We start from the raw sequence: 16992 nt of genomic DNA on the forward strand, positions 1-16992 counted from the left end.
GCGGCTTTTACCATCAGTGATGAGCGTGTTGCGCATTGCGCTTGCGAGTTGCCGCTGCCTTGCTGGCGGAAGCGGAGCGCTCGGCGGGCGTGCGTGAGGCAGAGGCTTTGCCGCCGGTCCGGCCGCCCTTTCCCGCGGAGACGTGGGTGTCCGTCTTGCCGCGGCCGGATCCGGATTTGTTGCCGCCGCCGTCTTCCTTGTTGACGGTCGCCCAGGCCCGGCGCTCGGCCTCCTCGTGGGAGAGCCCGCGATCCTCGTAGCTCTCTTCGATATGCTCCGCCTTGCGCTTCTGCTTGCCGATATAGGCCGATTTTTCGCCTCTGGGCATCATCGCCTCCTGTTGCTCCAAACAAGTTTCAACCGCCCGGAACTTGAAAAGTTCCGTCCATTCCGCGGCGCGGTACGATTCTTACGTAAACGGAACAAAAATCGCGTTGACCCCGTTTTTGGCGGCGAGTCCTGAAACCTCATGACCAATAAGGAAGGAGCACAGACATGGACAACCACATCAGCGAAGCCGATGGAAACGGCAAGATCGATCTGAATGGCCAGCTATCGCCTGTGGCCTACAGCCTCAAGGTAAGGAAGGGCACAGGCCAATCCTTTGAGATCAACGTTCGCCTGATGGCGTCGCGCGACTGGCTGCTGCAACGCGGCTTCGCCAGCGATGCCGTGCTGATCAGCGCCAGTGGCGCGCGTATTCCCGTCTATCACCCTGGCGGCGCGCTCAATATCGGCGACAGTCTGGCGGTCGAACTGATTGCGCGCGACGACAGCTGCGTCAGCACCGATGACATCGTCCGCAAATATCCCGAGTTCAACAGCGGCAGCCACAAGCTCGATGGGTTCTAGGCGATCGGGCGCTGCTGGGCCGCGGTCTTGATGGCTGTGTCGAGAGCCGTGCTGCTGAAGGGTTTTGTCAGCAACACGGAGCCGGCAAAGCGGGCCGCTTCCGGAAGGCTGCTATTGCCGGTGGCAAAGACCAATCCGACGGACGGGAATGCCGCACGCGCCTTGGCGGCAAAGGCGGGGCCGGACATACCCGGCAACCCGACATCGGCGACGATGATATCGACCGAGGCAGCAGCGAGGATTTCGACGCCGCGTTCGCCGCTCTCGGCTTCGATCACGTCATAGCCGAGATCCTGCAGGATCTCGGCTGTATCCATGCGGATGAAAGCGTCGTCTTCGACCAGCAGCAGCTTGAGCTTTTCCTGGACGATTTCGCGCGGCGGCGTTCCGGGCGCGCTGATTGCCGCTGCGGCGCTCTGGCGGCGCTGGGCCTGATTGGCAAGCACATGGCGGATCTTCCGGGCCAGCGCTTCGCGGGTATAAGGCTTCGAAAGCAGCTCCAGCCCCGGATCCAGACGGCCGCCATGGACGATGGAGTTTTCGGTATAGCCGGATGTGTAGAGGACGCCGACATGCGGAAGCCGTTCGCGCGCCATGCGGGCCAGTTCCGGGCTCTTCAGCGTGCCGGGCATGACGACATCTGTGAACAGAAGGTCGATATGGACGCCGCTCTCGATGACCGTCAGCGCGCTCTGCGCATCGCGGGCCTTAAGCACGTAATAACCGAGATCGGTCAGCATCTCGACGACGGTGGCGCGCACGCCTTCGTCGTCCTCGGCGACCAGAATGGTCTCGGTGCCGCCTACGGCAGGCACGGTCTCGATGCTGGCGATACGATCCTCGCTCTGGAAGGAGCGCGGCAGATACAGCTTCAGCGTCGTGCCTTCGCCGATCTCACTATAGATCTTCACATGCCCGCCGGATTGCTTGACGAAGCCATAGACCATTGACAGGCCGAGCCCGGTGCCCTTGCCTTCCGGCTTGGTGGAGAAGAACGGTTCGAAAGCCTGCTCGATGACATCAGCCGTCATGCCCGAACCGGTGTCGCTGACGGCGAGCACGACATATTGGCCGGCAACGACCTCGGGATGGGTGCGGCTGTAGGAATCGTCGAGAAACGCGTTGCCGACCTCGATCGTCAGCCTTCCCGAGCCATCCATTGCATCGCGAGCGTTGATCGCCAGATTGAGCAGGGCATTCTCGATCTGGATCGGATCGGCAAAGGTGTTCCAGAGCCCGCCGGAGACGATGGTCTCAACCTCGATTTCCTCACCCAGCGCGCGGCGCAGCATGTCGTCCATGCCCGAGACGAAGCGGCCGATATTGATCACCTTCGGTTCCAGCGGCTGGCGGCGGCCGAAGGCCAGAAGCTGGCTGGCAAGCCGTGAACCGCGATCGACGGCGGTGAGGGCGTTGGAGATACGCTCCTTGGCGCGGGTATTGCTGGAGACATCCTTGCCAAGCAGCTGGAGATTGCCCGAAATCACCTGCAGCAGGTTGTTGAAGTCATGCGCCACGCCACCGGTCAGCTTGCCGATCGATTCCATCTTCTGCGCCTGCTGGAGGGCAGCTTCCGCATGCTGGCGATCGGCGATCTCTGCGGCAACACGAACCTCGAGCGTCTCGTTCAGCCGCCGGAGCTGTTCCTCGACATTGCGGCGCTGATTGAGTTCCATCTCCTGGGCGCGAACGAGGCGCGCATTGTCGATCGCCACGGCGGCCTGGCCGGCGAGGCTAACAAGGCTCGATTCCGCGGCATCATTGAAGCGGCCGGGTTGCGCATGGCCAAAGAACAGGCCGCCGATCACCGAGCCGTCGCGCGACTTGACCGGCACGGCGAGATAGCTGCGCACGGGCAGGTGGCCCTTCGGCATTCCCGCATGCGGCGCGTTCTTGCCATAGCGTGGGTCGAGCAGGATGTCGTCGGAGCGTACGACGCCTTCACCATTGAAGGTCGGCGCGAAGACCTTGGTGTTGCGCGGCATCGGAAAGCGCTCGAAGTTCTTCCGGTCAACGCCCGACAGGGCATAGAGCATATAGCTGCCGCCTTCTCCGTCATCGACATTGTAGAAGAAGGCGCCGAACTCGGCGCCGGTCAGTGCTACGCCGGCATCGACTGCGGTTTGCGTCAGACGCTCGACATTCAGCTCGGCGGTGATCGCCGATCCCGCCGCATTGACGATCGATAGCGCATCCGACTTGATCCGGAGTTCATCGAGCGCCCGCCGCTCGCCACGTTTCGCGGTGACCTGGCCGGAGACCTCCATCGTCGCACAGAGAATGCCGACGATCGAGCCGGTCTCGTCGCGTAGCGGCGTATAGGAGAAGGTGAACCAGGCATCCGCAAGCTTGCCGCCGCGGCGCATCGGAACCAGCAGCTCTTCGAAAAGCTGCGCCTGGCCGTCAAGCGTTGCCTTTACGATCGGCTCGAACTGCGGCCAGATATCGCTCCAGACTTCCTTGAAGGGACGACCGAGAGCATGTGGATGGCGCTCCGAAAAGATCGGCACATAGGCGTCGTTGTAGATGAAGGCGAGGTCCGGACCCCAGGCGATGAACTTGGCATGGCGGGAATCGAGGGCGGCGTCGACGATGAAGCGGAGCGAGGCGGGCCATTGATCGACAGGTCCCAGACCTGAGGCGCGGAACTCCGGATCCCGAAGCATTTTGCCGATCCCGCCGCCACCCTTCGGCCAATCGCCTTCAGTCTGCCCCGTCATTCAAATTCACTTCCGTGCGATGCCGCTGCTTTCGCAGCGCGATTCTGCCCAATTGCAGGCTAAAATAGAGGGTCGCACGTATTGGGAAAGGCCTGACGGAAAATAAGCTTAACACGCGTGTATTCTTGCGCGCGAAGGACTGCCGGAGATGGGGGAACTACTTGCGGCCGAAGCGCTGGGCAACCGCGATCGCCTTGGTCAGATCGAAGAAGCGGCCGGATGCCGGACGGCGCTCCGGAAAGACGAAGCCGACCATATTGTCGATGACAATCACCAGCCCGATAGCGAGCAGAAAATAGGCCAGCGCGGCGATCGTCAGGACAAGCATTGTTCCCTCACACCGGCGCTATGAACATGTAGCAGCTGGCTACGATCAGGGACACGAGGATGACGTCGAAATAGCCTTTGTTCATGGCGGTTCTCCCATTCCCGCCAATAACATTCCAGGCGGGCTTTGGTTCCGCCATTCGTGGCCATTTCGCGGCAATATTTTGAAGATGCCAGATTGTGGTCTTCATTTGGCCTGATCGATCCCCCGGGGAGCTGTCTGCTCCATGAATCACACCATAAAACGCAAGTAATTCAGATATATGACACGAATAGGCAGACGCGGGTTTCCGCGCGTCTGCGAAGATCGGATAAATGATGTCAGGCTAAGCCGATTTGCGGCTTGCCGTCTTCTTGGGTGCGGCCACGGCCTTCACGGCGCCATTGGTCTTGGCACCGGCCGTTGTGGTCCGCTTTGCCCTGGTCTTGACTTCGGTGCCGTCCTTGGATGCGGCAGAGGTCTCGAGCGTTTCGCGCTCTTTCCTTGCCTGTTCCCAATGAACTGAATCGCGCCCCGTCGGGTGGCCCTCTTCTTCCCAGAGGGAATATGCACGCTTCTTGATCCACTCGTCGCGAGTTTCTGCCATCGCTGATCTCCCGTCACAACATGCCGCAGTCAAACGCTAGACTAGATGGGATGGTTCCAGAGGAATCATGCAGTTTCAAGAAGAATTTTGACACACTGCAAAATATTGTTTGCGGTGCAATATAAATGGGCAGTTTTGCTCGCTGGCAGCCTGCAATTTTGAGAGGTACTGCACAAAACTTGTGCTTTTCTCACTGCTAATGTTCGTGGGTCTGTACCGATGGAACAACCGGCGCGATCACGGATTTCGGAACATGTTCGGATATCAGCGACAAGGGGACGGCATGACCGGCAATGCGAAGCACGCCTGGGGGCCAATCAGGGACGGCGATGAGACCAAGTTCCGGCTTTGGGCACCGGGAGAAGCGGCGGTTGTTCTGCAGCTGGCTGGCGCCGGCCATGCAATGCAAGATACCGGTGATGGCTGGTTCGAGACGCGCGTGCCCGGACCGCTCGAAGGACAGGATTACGTCTTCGTTCTCGGAGATGGACGCGCCGTGCCCGACCCTGCTTCGCGCCAGCAGCGCGGCGATGTGCATGGCCCGTCGCTGGTGCCTGCCAGCGTCTATCGCTGGCGGACCGACTGGAAGGGAAGGGACTGGGAAGAGGCCGTCATCAGCGAGATCCACGTCGGCACCTTCACCGGCGAGGGCACGTTCTCAAGCGCGATCTCCAAGCTCGATCATCTGGCAGGGGCGGGCATCACGGCAATCGAAATGATGCCGGTGGCGCAGTTTTCCGGCGAGCGCGGATGGGGCTACGACGGGGTGCTGCATTACGCGCCGCATTCGGCCTACGGGACACCGGATGACTTTCGCGCCTTCATCGATGCAGCGCATGCCCGCGGCATCATGGTGCTGCTCGATGTCGTCTACAATCACTTCGGCCCTGAAGGAAACTACCTGCACGGCTATGCCCCGGATTTCTTCCGCGCCGACCGCCAGACACCGTGGGGAGCGGCAATCGATTTCGCTCAGCCCGCGGTGCGCCGCTATTTCATCGACAACGCACTCTATTGGATCGGCGAATTTCAGCTCGATGGCCTGAGGCTCGATGCCGTCGAACAGATCCATGACCTGTCGGAGCGCCATGTCCTCGAAGAATTGTCGAAAGAAGTGCGTAGCGCTTTTCCGGGCCGAAAGGTTCACCTGATCGTCGAGGATCAGCGCAATCTCGTCAGTCTGCTGGAGCGGGATGAAAAAGGCGAGGTCAAGACCTACACGGCCGAATGGAACGACGATTTCCACCATGTCGCGCATATCATCGCAACCGGCGAGGACAACGGTCACTACAAGCCCTTTGCCGGCGACCTCTGGGAAAAGACGAAGCTCGCCCTGCAGCATGGCTTCGTCTATCCCGACCGTGCCGATCCGCCGGTGCTGCCGCGCGACGAACGTGTCTATCTGCCGCCCGAAGCCTTTGTGAATTTTCTGCAGAACCACGACCAGATCGGCAATCGTGCCTTCGGCGAGCGTTTGCTGAGCCTGTCCCGGCCGCCGATGGTGGAGACGCTGACAGCGATCATGATGCTGGCGCCGCAGATCCCGTTCCTGTTCATGGGCGAGGAATATGGGGAGACGCAGCCCTTCTATTTCTTCTGCGACTACGCCGGCGAACTCGGCGATATGATCCGCAAAGGCCGCATGAGGGAAGCTGAAGGCTTCGGTGGTCTGAAGGAAGGCCAATCGAAGGAGACGCTGCCGGACCCGAATGCGCGCGCGACCTTCGATGGCTCAGCCCTGCAATGGCAGCGCGCCGAGACTTCGGATGGCAGGCGCCGGAAAGCGTTCGTCGCGGAGCTTGCGCGGATCCGGCAACAGCATGTCGTACCGCTGCTGAAGCGGACACCGCGGATGCAGGCCGAGGCACTGGAAACCGCCGATGGCGCCCTGGCGATCGATTGGGCGATGGACGGCGCGCGGCTGCAGCTGCGTGCCAACCTCACGTCGCAATCGATAACGCTGCCCGCGGTCAATGGTCAGACGATCTTCGAGCTGGTCCGCGAGGTACATGGGGAGGGATTGCCGCCGGAATCGGTGGTTTTCGCCATTGCCTGACCGCATTTCACAGCCGCATGAAAGATTCACGCCTGACGCGAAGAGTGGCGAATTGAACGCTGCCATTTCGCGGCTATATTCCTGACCGATGTTTTATCTCATCTCGACCTACTGGCCGCATATTCTTTTCATCATCTCGATCGCCATGGGAGCCGCGGCGGCGATTCACGCCGCCATGACCAAGGAGGAAGTGCGCGCCGCGATCGGCTGGGTCGGCGTCATCATCCTGTCGCCGATCGTCGGTGCCGTGCTTTATGCCATTGCCGGCGTCAATCGCATCCGCCGCAAGTCGCTGAGTATCCGGCGCGATGAACTGCTGCCCGATGAAGCGCTGGACGAGCTCGAGACCTTCGATGCCGATGCGGAGATGGTGATCAGCGGCTATGGCTACCGCTTTGCCGCCATGCAGACGCTCGGCGACCGCGTTGCGCGCAATCCGCTGACAACGGGCAACACGATCGACATGCTGGAAACGGGTGACGATGCCTATCGTGCAATGAAGGCGGCGATCGATGGTGCCGAGCGCAGCGTTCTGCTGGAGACCTATATCTTCGACCGCGACAGGATCGGCCTCAGGATCGCCGATGCGCTGATAGCGGCCGTCAAGCGCGGCGTGGAAGTGCGGGTCCTGATCGATGCCGTCGGCGCCCGCTATTCCGTGCCGAGCATCCTCGGCTATCTCGCCGAGGGCGGCGTGACCGTCTCGGTCTTTAACGGCAACGTCATCATAGGCCTCAGGCTGCCCTATGCGAATCTCAGGACCCACCGCAAGATCGTCATTGTCGATGGGCGGCTGGCGCTGACCGGCGGGATGAATATCCGCGAAGGGTTCAGCGAGGAGATGTCGGGCGAGAGCTATGCCCGCGACACGCATTTTTCTGTCACCGGTCCGGCCGTCGCCGATCTGTTCGATGTCGCCGCCGAAGACTGGCGGTTTGCGACGGGAGAGCTTTTGAACAGCGCGGCCTGGCAGACCGCCACGCCGGAGCGCGAGCCGGGTGATCCGGTGTTCATGCGCGTCGTTGCATCGGGGCCGGACCGCAGCGTCGAAACCAATCACAAGATGCTGATGGGTGCCTTCTCTGTCGCGCGAAAATCGATCCGCATCATGTCTCCCTATTTCCTGCCGGATCGTGAACTGATCAGCGCGCTGGTGACGGCGGCGCGGCGCGGCGTCGAGGTGGATATCATCGTTCCCGCCGTCAACAATCTGATGCTGGTCGACCGGGCAATGACGGCGCAGTTTGACCAGATCCTCAAGAATTACTGCCGAATCTGGCGGGCGACCGGCAGCTTCAGCCATTCCAAGCTTATGACGGTCGATGGCGCCTGGGCCTATGTCGGTTCCTCCAACATCGACCCGCGGTCGCTGCGTCTGAATTTCGAGATCGATCTCGAAGTGTTCAATGAAGGATTTGCAGCCGAGATCGACGAGCACGCCGAAGAGGTGCTGCGCACGGCAACGCCGGTGACGCTGGAGGGCTTGCGCGCCCGGCCCTTCCTGGTTCGTCTCGTCGAGAAGGTTCTCTGGCTCGGCTCGCCCTATCTCTGATTTTCTGCGCTTCCCCTATGGCAGCTTCTGTTGTGCCGCCTATAATCCCGGGAGAGCTATTTTCGATCAACGGAGCCTTTGCCCACTCCGATGCATGCCAGAAAAGACAGTATCCCCGCCAGCATCCTGGCCTCGATCCGCAACAGGAAGAAGCGGCTTGACGCCGCCCTTGCCGAAGCGCGGCCGCGTGCCGAAGGCACATTGATCGCCTCCTACAACGTGCACAAATGCGTCGGCGCTGACCGGCGGTTCGACCCTGAGCGGACCAGCCGCGTCATCCACGAGATTGATGCCGACCTGATCGCGCTTCAGGAGGCCGACACGCGTTTCGGCGAGCGCACCGGCATTCTCGATCTTGCCCGTCTGGAGCGCGAGACCGGCCTTATCCCGGTGCCGATCACCGGCATGGCGAAGGCGCATGGCTGGCACGGCAATGTCGTGCTTTTCAAGAAAGGCCTGGTGCGCGACGTCCACCAGATCAAGCTCCCCGGCCTTGAGCCGCGCGGCGCGTTGGTGGCCGAAATCGAGCTGGAGCGTGGCGGGGCACTGCGCATCATCGCCGCGCATTTCGGCCTGCTGCGCCATTCGCGCGCCCGTCAGGCGCAGATGCTGGTCGAACTGATGGCCGACCGGCACGAGATGCCGACGATCCTGCTTGGCGATCTCAACGAATGGCGGCTCGGCGACCGCTCGTCGCTGAACAGCTTTCAATCGGCTTTCGGGCCGCAGCCGCCGGCTGTTCCAAGCTTCCCGGCGCGACTGCCGATCCTGGCGCTCGATCGCATCATCGCCAACCGCAAGGGCGTTCTGACGACGATTGAAGCGCATGATACGCCGCTGTCGCGCGTTGCCTCTGATCATCTGCCGATCAAGGCGGTGATCAATCTGCAGACGATAGAGAAACTGGCGAAGGCATAGATTCTGTCGCTATCGAATGATGTCAGCGCATCTGTTCAGCATAGATGAAATGACATCCCGGCTTTGCGGCGATGACCGCGTCGAGCGCGGCTGCGGCAATCCTTTCCGCCGGATTGAGATGAAACTTCTTCGGCAGGACCGGCGCCAGAAGCCGAACCACGGCGAGTGCCGCTCTCTCCGCCCGCCGCGTCTCGCTACGCTCTCCGCCGATCAGGCTCGGCCTGCAGATCGTCAGGGATCGAAAACCGATATTCCGGATGTCCCGCTCGACCTCGCCTTTCGTCCGCGAATAGAAATTCATGGACTTTTCCGATGCGCCAACGGCGCTGACGATGGCATAGGTTTTGACGCCGGCGTCAAACGCCGCTTGGCCGAACGCGACCGGTAATTCGTGGTCGACGTAGCGAAATTCTTCCTTCGAACCAGCCTTAGCTTGTGTTGTTCCGAGCGCGCACAGGATTGCGTCCGGCTGGTACGATATGGAGGTTTGAACAAGCGCCTCCAGACGCGGGGCAACGGGGTTCAACAACCGGTCGCGGGCAGGCAGCGGCGTTCTTGTCGGCGCGACGACTTCGGAGATCGCGGCGTTGGCAAGTGCCAACTCCAATGCCTTGTTGCCGACCAGTCCCGTTGCGCCAAGCAATAGCAGCTTCATCTTCAGCTCTTTCATAGGGTGAGATCACGCCGGCCTTGTCAGGCATAGAGAATGCCCTGGCCCCGGAAGCCGTCAAGCAATTCCCGGGGCTTATATGGCTTAGGCGTCCGGGCGGCCTTGAGCGGCGTACGTCACGGCTTCCCATTCACCCCAATTTTTCAGCCGCGCCTCGTAGACCGATTTGAATTTCACGATCGTTCCCGTGCCGAGCGCCAAGCGGAGCGGTGGCTGATCTGCGTCCACGGCCTGAAACAGTGCCGCACTTGTTGCTTCCGGATCGCCGAAGTCTTCCGGCTTGAACGAGGCGCGAATGGCCTGGCGTATCGGGTTGTAGATGTCGATCGCCGGTGCAGACCGGGCCGATGAGCCGAAGCCGGTGGTGAAGTGGCCCGGCTCAAGGATCGTGACCTTGATGCCGAATGCTGCGACTTCACCGGCCAATCCCTCTGAAATGGCTTCGACCGCAAATTTGGTTGCCGTATATGTCCCGCCGGTCGGAAAGCCGATGACGCCGCCGATGCTCGACACCGTTATGATGTGACCGCTGGCCTGCGCCCGCAGGATCGGCAAGGTGGCCTGCATCAGCCACAGCGTGCCGAACACGTTCGTTTCAAAATTGGCCTTGGCCTGCTCGGGCTCGATCTCCTCGATGGCCCCGAAATAGCCATAGCCGGCATTGCTCACAACGACGTCCAGACGCCCGAAGTGCCTGTGCGCGTTGCCGACCGCCTCGAATACCGCGCCGCGATCCGCAACATCGAGAGGCAGTACCAGAATTGCATTACCATGAGCTGCTGCGAGCTCTTCGAGCGATGTGATGTCTCGTGCGGTGGCAGCGACCTTGTCGCCGCGCCGCAGGGCGGCTTCAGCCCAGACACGCCCAAATCCTCGCGCCGCTCCGGTGATGAACCAAACTTTGGCCGATGTCATATTGCGCTTCTCCGTTGATATAATTGCACTGAGTGCAGAAAATAAATATCGCACTGAGTGCAAGTTTGGCAAGCGCCTTTTTTGCGGTAAGAGTTGTGGTCATGGAAACCGCTGACACCGCCCCCATCGGCTTGCGCGAAAGCAAACGCAGATCGACGCTCGACCGCATCGCAAAAGCAGGCCTGAAACTGTTCATGGAGAATGGCTACGAGGCCACCACGCTTGACGCGATCGCGGCGGCGTCGGGAATATCGCGCCGGACGTTCTTTTCTTATTTGAAGTCGAAGGAGGATGTTCTCCTGGCGCACGAGAGCGGCGGCATTCCCGACATGCTGCGCCCCACCTTTCTTGCGCAGTCACCGGACCAGCCGCCGCTGGAGGCTGCTCGCAAGACATTCCTGATTCTTGCTTCAAGATATGAAAGCAAGGAATCCATTCTCGCCGACCGGATCCTGCGCTCGACGGAAACGCTTCGGCTGCGCAAGGATGCGCTTCACATTCAGTTGGAGGACGTGCTGGCGGAGGCGATGTACGAATTATGGCCGGGTGAGGCAGGGCGGTCGGCACTGCGGCTGGCGGCGATCACCGCAATGGGAACACTTCGCTTCGCCAAGGAGAACTGGCGGCAGGCAAATGGCGCACATCCGCTCACGTACTATATCGATGAGGGTTTTGATCTTCTTCAGCGCCCACTCGATCTCGCATAAAGCGAGCCGCAAACGGAAAAGCCCGCCGCAAGCGGCGGGCCTTCCGGAGACCGGGTCTCTTCCCTGGGAGGAATTATTCGGCGGCCTGAAGAACCGGGACCGGCTCTTCGGTTGCCTGACCGGAAAGCGCGCGGGCCAGCATGCCTTCGTCCAGTTCGTTTTCCCAGCGGGCGACGACGACAGTTGCGACCGCGTTGCCGACGAAGTTGGTGAGGGCGCGGCATTCCGACATGAAGCGGTCGATGCCGAGGATCAGCGCCATGCCGGCCACTGGGACGGACGGGACGACAGAGAGTGTTGCCGCAAGCGTGATGAAGCCGGCGCCGGTGATGCCTGCGGCACCCTTGGAGCTCAGCATCGCGACGAGCAGCAGCAGGATCTGGTCGCCGAAGGTGAGCGGCGTGTCGGTTGCCTGGGCGATGAACAGGGCTGCCAGCGTCATGTAGATGTTGGTGCCGTCGAGGTTGAACGAATAGCCGGTCGGGATGACCAGACCGACGACGGATCGCTTGCAGCCGGCCCGTTCCATCTTCTGCATTAGGCCGGGAAGGGCGGCTTCCGACGACGAGGTGCCGAGAACCAGCAGAAGCTCTTCCTTGATGTAGCGGATCAGCGCGAAGATCGAGAAGCCGTTGTACTTGGCAACAGCGCCGAGCACGACGATCACGAAGAGCAGTGACGTCAGGTAGAACGTGCCGATCAGGAAGGCGAGGTTGGCGATCGAGCCGATGCCGTATTTGCCGATGGTGAAGGCCATGGCGCCGAACGCGCCGATCGGTGCTGCCTTCATCAGGATGGCGACAAGGCGGAAGATCGGTGCAGTCAACGCGTTCAGGAAGTCGAGAACTGGCTTGCCGCGATCGCCGACCATGCCGAGCGCGATACCGAAGAGCACCGAGAAGAACAGCACCTGCAGGATGTCGCCCTGGGCGAAGGCGCCGACGATCGTGTCCGGAATGATGTTCATCAGGAAGCCGGTGATGGTCGCGTCATGCGCCTTGCTGGCATAGCTGGAGACGGCATTCGCATCGAGCGAGGCGGCGGAAATATGCATTCCGGCGCCCGGCTGCAGAACGTTGGCGATCAGCATGCCGACGGCGAGCGCCAGCGTCGAGAAGACGAGGAAGTAGATCATCGCCTTGCCGGCAACGCGTCCGACCTTTTTCAGATCGGACATTCCGGCAATGCCGGTCGCGACCGTCAGGAAAATAACCGGGGCGATGATCATCTTCACGAGCTTGATGAAGGCATCGCCGAGCGGCTTCAGCGCCGTACCGGTATCCGGATAGAAGTGGCCGAGCAGGATGCCGGCGACAATGGCGGCGATCACCTGTACGTAAAGATGCCGGTAGAACGGCAGAGGCGCACGCGGCTGCGTGTCTTGGTGTGCAATGTCCATGATATCCTCCATGAAGCCCCAACCAAGGATTTGGCTCTCCCGGGGCGAATTGCGTTTCGTCGCAGAACGATCAGCAATCGGCGTGCCAGACTCGGAAATTCTGACTAAGGCATTGATTTATTTTGAGACTATACATTGGTCTGCAAGTCGTCTGATGCGGAATGTGCGTAAATCCGCACGGATTATATTGAATGAAGTGCGGTTTTGTGCTCAATATTGGCGATGGCCATAGCCGTTCCATCCGCGGAAGACGCGCGCCTTCGCCTCGGCATTCGCCGGACGTGGGTCGTCTTTGCGCTGATATCGGCGCTGATCGCGGCTGCCGCACTGACCACTGCGGCGATCTATGGGCGCTCTGCAGCACTTTCGGCGCTGCAACAGCAGGGCCGCACCGATGCCAATCTGAAGGTTGCCCTGCTTCAGGCCGTTCTGGAACGGCCGCGTGCGCTGCCCCTTCTGCTGTCGCGTGACCGCGATGTGGAGGACGCGCTGACCCAGTCCGGTCAGGAAAAGAAGGATGCGTTGAGCGGCAAGCTGGAAGATCTGGTCAAGGGCACCAATGCCGCCGTCATCTACGTGGTCAACGCGGATGGTATCGCGGTTTCGGCCAGCAACTGGCACGAAGCGACGAGTTTCGTCGGAAACGACTATACGTTCCGCAGCTATTTCACCCGCGGCATGCGGGAGGGGATGGCCGAGCATTTTGCGCTCGGCTCCGTCAGCAAGCGCCCCGGGCTCTATATCTCGCACCGTATCGGGCCTGCATCGGCTCCGCTTGGCGTCGTTGTCGTCAAGATGGAGTTCGATCAGCTGGAGAGCGATTGGAGCGACACGCAGCGTCCGGCCTTCGTGGTCGATCAGAACAACGTGGTGCTGATCACCAGCGTGCCCTCCTGGCGGTTCATGACGTCGGAAGCGCTTGCTGCCGATAGCCTGCTTTCGATCCGCGAGAGCCTGCAGTTCGGCGATGCGCCGCTTTTGCCTCTGCCTTTCCGGCCGGTGAAGGCGCTGGGAGCCGACGCGCTGCTGATCCGCGCCATCCTTCCGGGTGGCCGGGCCGCGACCTATCTCAAGATCATAGCGCCTGTGCCTTCGACGAACTGGACGTTTCAGTATCTGTTGCCGGTCGAATTGCCGGTGGCTGCGGCCGTGCGCGAGGCCCTGCTGGTGACGGCGCTGGCGCTTTTGACCGTGATTGCCATTGCCGCCATCTGGCTGCGCCGCAGGGATGTGGCGCTGATGACCATCGTGCGCGAGCAGCTGGCGCGCGAAGAGCTGGAGCAGCGTGTTGCCGAGCGGACGCGTGATCTCAGCCGGACGCGCGATAGCCTCGAGGCCGAGATCACCCGTCACCGGGCGACCGATGCGCGGCTGCAGAGCGTGCAGCAGGATCTGGTCAATGCCAACCGGCTGGCGATCCTCGGCCAGATCGCGGCCGGTGTCGCCCATGAGATCAATCAGCCGGTCGCGACGATCCGCGCCTATGCCGACAATTCCGCGGTCTATCTCAAGCGCCAGCAGACCGAACCGGTTGCGGAGAACCTTGCGCTGATTGCCGGACTGACGGAGCGGATCGGGACCATCACCGAGGATCTGAAGGCACTCGCCCGGCGCGGACGAACGGCGCCCGAAGCGGTTGGCGTCGAGGAGATGATAGACGGCGCGCTGATGTTGCTGCGCAGCCGTTTCACCGGCCGGCTTGAGATGCTGACCGTCGAGCCTGTCCCTGAAGGCCTGCAGGTCATGGGCACCCGGCTGCGGCTGGAGCAGGTGTTCATCAACCTGTTTCAGAATGCGCTGGAAGCCGTGGAGGCGCGCGATGGCGGCCGGGTGACGGTTTCGGCAGGTGTTTCCGGCGACGGCGTTGCCATTTCGGTCGCCGATAACGGTCCGGGCATTGCCCCCGATATTCTCGAAGCCCTGTTCGAACCCTTTAATTCCTCCAAGGAAAAAGGCCTCGGCCTCGGCCTGGTGATCTCCAAGGACATTGTCTCCGACTATGGCGGCAGCATCGATGTCGAGAGCGGGGCCGACGGCACCCGCTTCATCGTCCATCTGAAGGAGGTTTCCGCATGAGCAAGGCAGCCCCGGTCATTCTCGTTGACGACGACAAGGATCTGTTGCGCGCCACCGGGCAGACGCTCGATCTCGCCGGCTTCGACGTCACGCTTTGCACGTCGGCGATGGAAGCGCTCGGCAAGCTCGACCGCACATTTCCGGGCGTGCTGGTGTCGGACATCCGCATGCCTGGCCTCGATGGATTGCAGATGTTCGAGCGCATCCGCCAGCTCGACGCCGAGCTACCCGTTATCCTGATGACCGGCCACGGAGATATCCAGATGGCCGTCAAGGCGATCCAGGACGGTGCCTATGATTTCATTGCAAAGCCGTTTGCCACCGAGCGGCTGATTCAATGCGTACGGCGTGCGGCCGAAAAGCGGGCGCTGGTGATCGAAAACCGCAATCTCCGCGAAGCCGCGCAGCAGGCCGACCCGGGCATGCCTCTGATTGGGCAGACCCCTGTGATGGAGCGCCTGCGCCATATGCTGCGCCAGATCGCCGATACCGATGTCGATGTGCTTGTCACCGGCGAAACCGGCAGTGGCAAGGAGGTTGTGGCGAGCCTGCTGCATGGTTGGAGCCGCCGTTCGAAAGGCAATTTCGTGGCGCTGAACTGCGGCGCGCTTCCCGAACAGATCATCGAGAGCGAGCTTTTCGGCCACGAGCCCGGCGCGTTTACCGGCGCGCAGAAGAAACGCGTCGGGCGGATCGAGCATTCGAGCGGCGGTACGCTGTTTCTCGATGAGATCGAGAGCATGCCGCTGTCGACGCAGGTGCAGATGCTGCGTGTTCTGGAGATGCGCCAGGTGACGCCGCTCGGAACGAACGAGGTGCGCCCCGTCGATCTGCGCATCGTTGCGGCGGCGAAGGTCGATCTCGGCGATCCCGGACAACGCCAGAGTTTTCGGGAAGATCTCTATTACCGTCTGAACGTGGTGACGCTGGCGATCCCGCCGCTTCGCGAGCGGCGCGACGATATTCCGCTGCTTTTCAGCTATTTTGCCGAGCGGGCGGCCCGCCGCTTCCATCGCGATGTGCCGCAGATCACCGCAACCGTCAGCCGCCATCTGCGGGATCATGACTGGCCGGGCAATGTCCGCGAACTCTCGCATTTCGCCGAGCGCACCGTCCTGGGCATGCAGCCCGCCGAGCCCGAACCGCCGAAGGCCGATCCCGGCGCTTCCAACGGCGTGCCGCTGCCCGAGCGGCTGGATCACTACGAAGCCGGGATCATTCGCGATACACTGATCTCGTTCGGTGGCAACGTGCAGCAGACGATCGCCGCCTTGGGCATCCCGAGAAAGACGTTTTATGACAAGATGCAGCGTCACGGGATCGTTCGCAGCGACTACGCCGACAAGCGGTGAACGGTTAAATCACCGTTAACTCCCATATACAACTACTTGGCTTCTACGCCGTTGCGGCTTTCCAGCCGGTAGCGGTGGCCAGGATAGATGAGGCGCGCGACGGACACGACGCCGCGTGAAGACCATGTCCGCCGGCGGATTGTCAGGCAGGGTTCGGACTTCAGGATCGTCAGCAGCTTGCATTCCCAAGGCTGCGGCATGACCGCCTCGACAATGTGTTCCGAGCCCGTCAGCGGTGCGACTTCCGAGAGGTAAGCGTTCGGCGTCTTGCTGCGGAAATCCTGAGTAAGGTAATCAGGGGCGGCATCCGGGTGGACGTGGCGGTCCTCGATCTGCACCGGGACGCCGTTTTCGCTGTGGACGACGAGTGAATGGAACACCGCCGAGCCGATCTCCAGACCCAATGCATCCGCCATTTCAGGCGATGCAGTCTCCTGCGCCAGCACGATAACCGCCGCTTCATGGGCGTGGCCGCGCTCGGCGATCTCCTCGGCGATGTTGCGCACTTCGAAGAGGGCGGAGACGCCCTTGCGTTCGGCAACGAACGAACCGACGCCTTGAATACGCACCAGTTCGCCCTCGCTGGCAAGCTCGCGAAGCGCCCGGTTGGCGGTCATCTTGCTGACGCCGAGTTCGACAACTAGCTCGTTTTCCGACGGTACGCGGTATTTGGGCGGCCACTCGCCGCTGTGAATCCTGTCGAGAATGATCTGCTTGACGCCCGCATAAAGCGGGGTCGCGTCATTCTCGGCCAATTCCCGCTTCATTTCACCGGCACGTTTCATTGCCTAATCCCTTGGCATCGACAGCAATTGCCGCAAAACTCAACTTTCCATCTTGCATATCACAAAATTATTCATA

Annotated in this window: 15 protein-coding genes; 7 read left to right on the forward strand and 8 right to left on the reverse strand. The window is 61.4% G+C overall.

Annotation, left to right across the window (positions count from 1 at the left end):
- Positions 1–13: 13 nt before the first annotated feature.
- A complete protein-coding gene (locus tag AC1DV9_RS04235) occupies positions 14–328 on the reverse strand; it encodes a plasmid stabilization protein (RefSeq protein ID WP_112386753.1) in 315 nt (104 codons plus the stop codon).
- 167 nt (positions 329–495) lie between these two features.
- On the opposite strand from AC1DV9_RS04235, the gene AC1DV9_RS04240 reads away from it, so the two are divergent.
- Entirely contained in the window at positions 496–852 is a 357-nt protein-coding gene (locus AC1DV9_RS04240; RefSeq protein WP_112386699.1) for a hypothetical protein, read from the forward strand.
- Here AC1DV9_RS04240 and AC1DV9_RS04245 read toward each other — a convergent pair.
- The 3 genes from AC1DV9_RS04245 to AC1DV9_RS04255 all read right to left on the reverse strand — a co-directional run bounded on the left by AC1DV9_RS04245 (position 849) and on the right by AC1DV9_RS04255 (position 4486).
- Complete coding sequence (locus AC1DV9_RS04245) at positions 849–3572, reverse strand: hybrid sensor histidine kinase/response regulator (protein ID WP_112386700.1); 2724 nt, start codon at positions 3570–3572, stop codon at positions 849–851. The two genes, AC1DV9_RS04240 and AC1DV9_RS04245, sit on opposite strands and share 4 nt — an antisense overlap.
- 157 nt (positions 3573–3729) lie before the next feature.
- Positions 3730–3900, reverse strand: a complete 171-nt coding sequence (locus AC1DV9_RS04250) for a hypothetical protein (RefSeq protein ID WP_162698734.1) — start codon at positions 3898–3900, stop codon at positions 3730–3732.
- 325 nt (positions 3901–4225) lie between these two features.
- Positions 4226–4486, reverse strand: a complete 261-nt coding sequence (locus tag AC1DV9_RS04255; RefSeq protein WP_112386702.1) for a DUF2934 domain-containing protein — start codon at positions 4484–4486, stop codon at positions 4226–4228.
- A gap of 283 nt (positions 4487–4769) precedes the next feature.
- Between AC1DV9_RS04255 and treZ the strand changes: the two genes are divergently transcribed.
- The 3 genes from treZ to AC1DV9_RS04270 all read left to right on the forward strand — a co-directional run bounded on the left by treZ (position 4770) and on the right by AC1DV9_RS04270 (position 9012).
- The gene (treZ, locus tag AC1DV9_RS04260; RefSeq protein ID WP_477942227.1) at positions 4770–6542 is read left to right on the forward strand and encodes a malto-oligosyltrehalose trehalohydrolase; all 1773 of its coding nucleotides are present in this window, start codon (positions 4770–4772) and stop codon (positions 6540–6542) included.
- Between the two features lie 88 nt (positions 6543–6630).
- On the forward strand, positions 6631–8094 hold the full coding sequence (locus tag AC1DV9_RS04265; RefSeq protein ID WP_112386704.1) for a phospholipase D-like domain-containing protein: 1464 nt from the start codon (positions 6631–6633) through the stop codon (positions 8092–8094).
- Positions 8095–8184: 90 nt separating this feature from the next.
- Positions 8185–9012 carry an endonuclease/exonuclease/phosphatase family protein gene (locus AC1DV9_RS04270; RefSeq protein WP_112386705.1) on the forward strand — a complete coding sequence of 276 codons (828 nt, stop codon included), beginning with the start codon at positions 8185–8187 and terminating at the stop codon, positions 9010–9012.
- A 22-nt stretch (positions 9013–9034) separates the two neighbouring features.
- Here AC1DV9_RS04270 and AC1DV9_RS04275 read toward each other — a convergent pair whose 3' ends face one another.
- Complete coding sequence (locus AC1DV9_RS04275; RefSeq protein ID WP_477946316.1) at positions 9035–9667, reverse strand: Rossmann-fold NAD(P)-binding domain-containing protein; 633 nt, start codon at positions 9665–9667, stop codon at positions 9035–9037.
- Between the two features lie 99 nt (positions 9668–9766).
- Entirely contained in the window at positions 9767–10651 is an 885-nt protein-coding gene (locus AC1DV9_RS04280) for an SDR family NAD(P)-dependent oxidoreductase (protein WP_477942505.1), read from the reverse strand.
- 47 nt (positions 10652–10698) lie between these two features.
- Here AC1DV9_RS04280 and AC1DV9_RS04285 point away from each other — a divergent pair, with 47 nt between their 5' ends.
- A complete protein-coding gene (locus AC1DV9_RS04285) occupies positions 10699–11304 on the forward strand; it encodes a TetR/AcrR family transcriptional regulator (protein WP_112386707.1) in 606 nt (201 codons plus the stop codon).
- Positions 11305–11377: 73 nt separating this feature from the next.
- Here AC1DV9_RS04285 and AC1DV9_RS04290 read toward each other — a convergent pair whose 3' ends face one another.
- Complete coding sequence (locus tag AC1DV9_RS04290; protein ID WP_405049552.1) at positions 11378–12703, reverse strand: dicarboxylate/amino acid:cation symporter; 1326 nt, start codon at positions 12701–12703, stop codon at positions 11378–11380.
- Between the two features lie 222 nt (positions 12704–12925).
- Here AC1DV9_RS04290 and AC1DV9_RS04295 point away from each other — a divergent pair, with 222 nt between their 5' ends.
- The gene (locus AC1DV9_RS04295; protein ID WP_310290109.1) at positions 12926–14779 is read left to right on the forward strand and encodes a sensor histidine kinase; all 1854 of its coding nucleotides are present in this window, start codon (positions 12926–12928) and stop codon (positions 14777–14779) included.
- Complete coding sequence (locus tag AC1DV9_RS04300; protein ID WP_112386709.1) at positions 14776–16131, forward strand: sigma-54-dependent transcriptional regulator; 1356 nt, start codon at positions 14776–14778, stop codon at positions 16129–16131. The genes AC1DV9_RS04295 and AC1DV9_RS04300 overlap by 4 nt, the downstream gene beginning before the upstream one ends.
- A 32-nt stretch (positions 16132–16163) precedes the next feature.
- Here the strand turns inward: AC1DV9_RS04300 and hutC are convergent, their stop codons facing one another.
- Positions 16164–16916 (reverse strand): histidine utilization repressor, encoded by a 753-nt coding sequence (gene hutC / locus AC1DV9_RS04305; RefSeq protein WP_112386710.1) that lies wholly within the window; start codon positions 16914–16916, stop codon positions 16164–16166.
- Between the last annotated feature and the right edge of the window lie 76 nt (positions 16917–16992).

It is taken from the genome of Rhizobium sp. 01L410, assembly GCF_056400165.1.

What these genes read in the sequence shown, in the direction of transcription:
- AC1DV9_RS04250 (WP_162698734.1), bottom strand. Translation starts at nt 3,900, where the DNA reads ATGCTTGTCCTGACGATCGCCGCGCTGGCCTATTTTCTGCTCGCTATC.
- AC1DV9_RS04235 (WP_112386753.1), bottom strand. Translation starts at nt 328, where the DNA reads ATGCCCAGAGGCGAAAAATCGGCCTATATCGGCAAGCAGAAGCGCAAG.
- AC1DV9_RS04240 (WP_112386699.1), top strand. Translation starts at nt 496, where the DNA reads ATGGACAACCACATCAGCGAAGCCGATGGAAACGGCAAGATCGATCTG.
- AC1DV9_RS04290 (WP_405049552.1), bottom strand. Translation starts at nt 12,703, where the DNA reads ATGGACATTGCACACCAAGACACGCAGCCGCGTGCGCCTCTGCCGTTC.
- AC1DV9_RS04275 (WP_477946316.1), bottom strand. Translation starts at nt 9,667, where the DNA reads ATGAAGCTGCTATTGCTTGGCGCAACGGGACTGGTCGGCAACAAGGCA.
- AC1DV9_RS04270 (WP_112386705.1), top strand. Translation starts at nt 8,185, where the DNA reads ATGCATGCCAGAAAAGACAGTATCCCCGCCAGCATCCTGGCCTCGATC.
- AC1DV9_RS04255 (WP_112386702.1), bottom strand. Translation starts at nt 4,486, where the DNA reads ATGGCAGAAACTCGCGACGAGTGGATCAAGAAGCGTGCATATTCCCTC.
- AC1DV9_RS04300 (WP_112386709.1), top strand. Translation starts at nt 14,776, where the DNA reads ATGAGCAAGGCAGCCCCGGTCATTCTCGTTGACGACGACAAGGATCTG.
- hutC (WP_112386710.1), bottom strand. Translation starts at nt 16,916, where the DNA reads ATGAAACGTGCCGGTGAAATGAAGCGGGAATTGGCCGAGAATGACGCG.
- AC1DV9_RS04265 (WP_112386704.1), top strand. Translation starts at nt 6,631, where the DNA reads ATGTTTTATCTCATCTCGACCTACTGGCCGCATATTCTTTTCATCATC.
- treZ (WP_477942227.1), top strand. Translation starts at nt 4,770, where the DNA reads ATGACCGGCAATGCGAAGCACGCCTGGGGGCCAATCAGGGACGGCGAT.
- AC1DV9_RS04245 (WP_112386700.1), bottom strand. Translation starts at nt 3,572, where the DNA reads ATGACGGGGCAGACTGAAGGCGATTGGCCGAAGGGTGGCGGCGGGATC.
- AC1DV9_RS04285 (WP_112386707.1), top strand. Translation starts at nt 10,699, where the DNA reads ATGGAAACCGCTGACACCGCCCCCATCGGCTTGCGCGAAAGCAAACGC.
- AC1DV9_RS04295 (WP_310290109.1), top strand. Translation starts at nt 12,926, where the DNA reads ATGGCCATAGCCGTTCCATCCGCGGAAGACGCGCGCCTTCGCCTCGGC.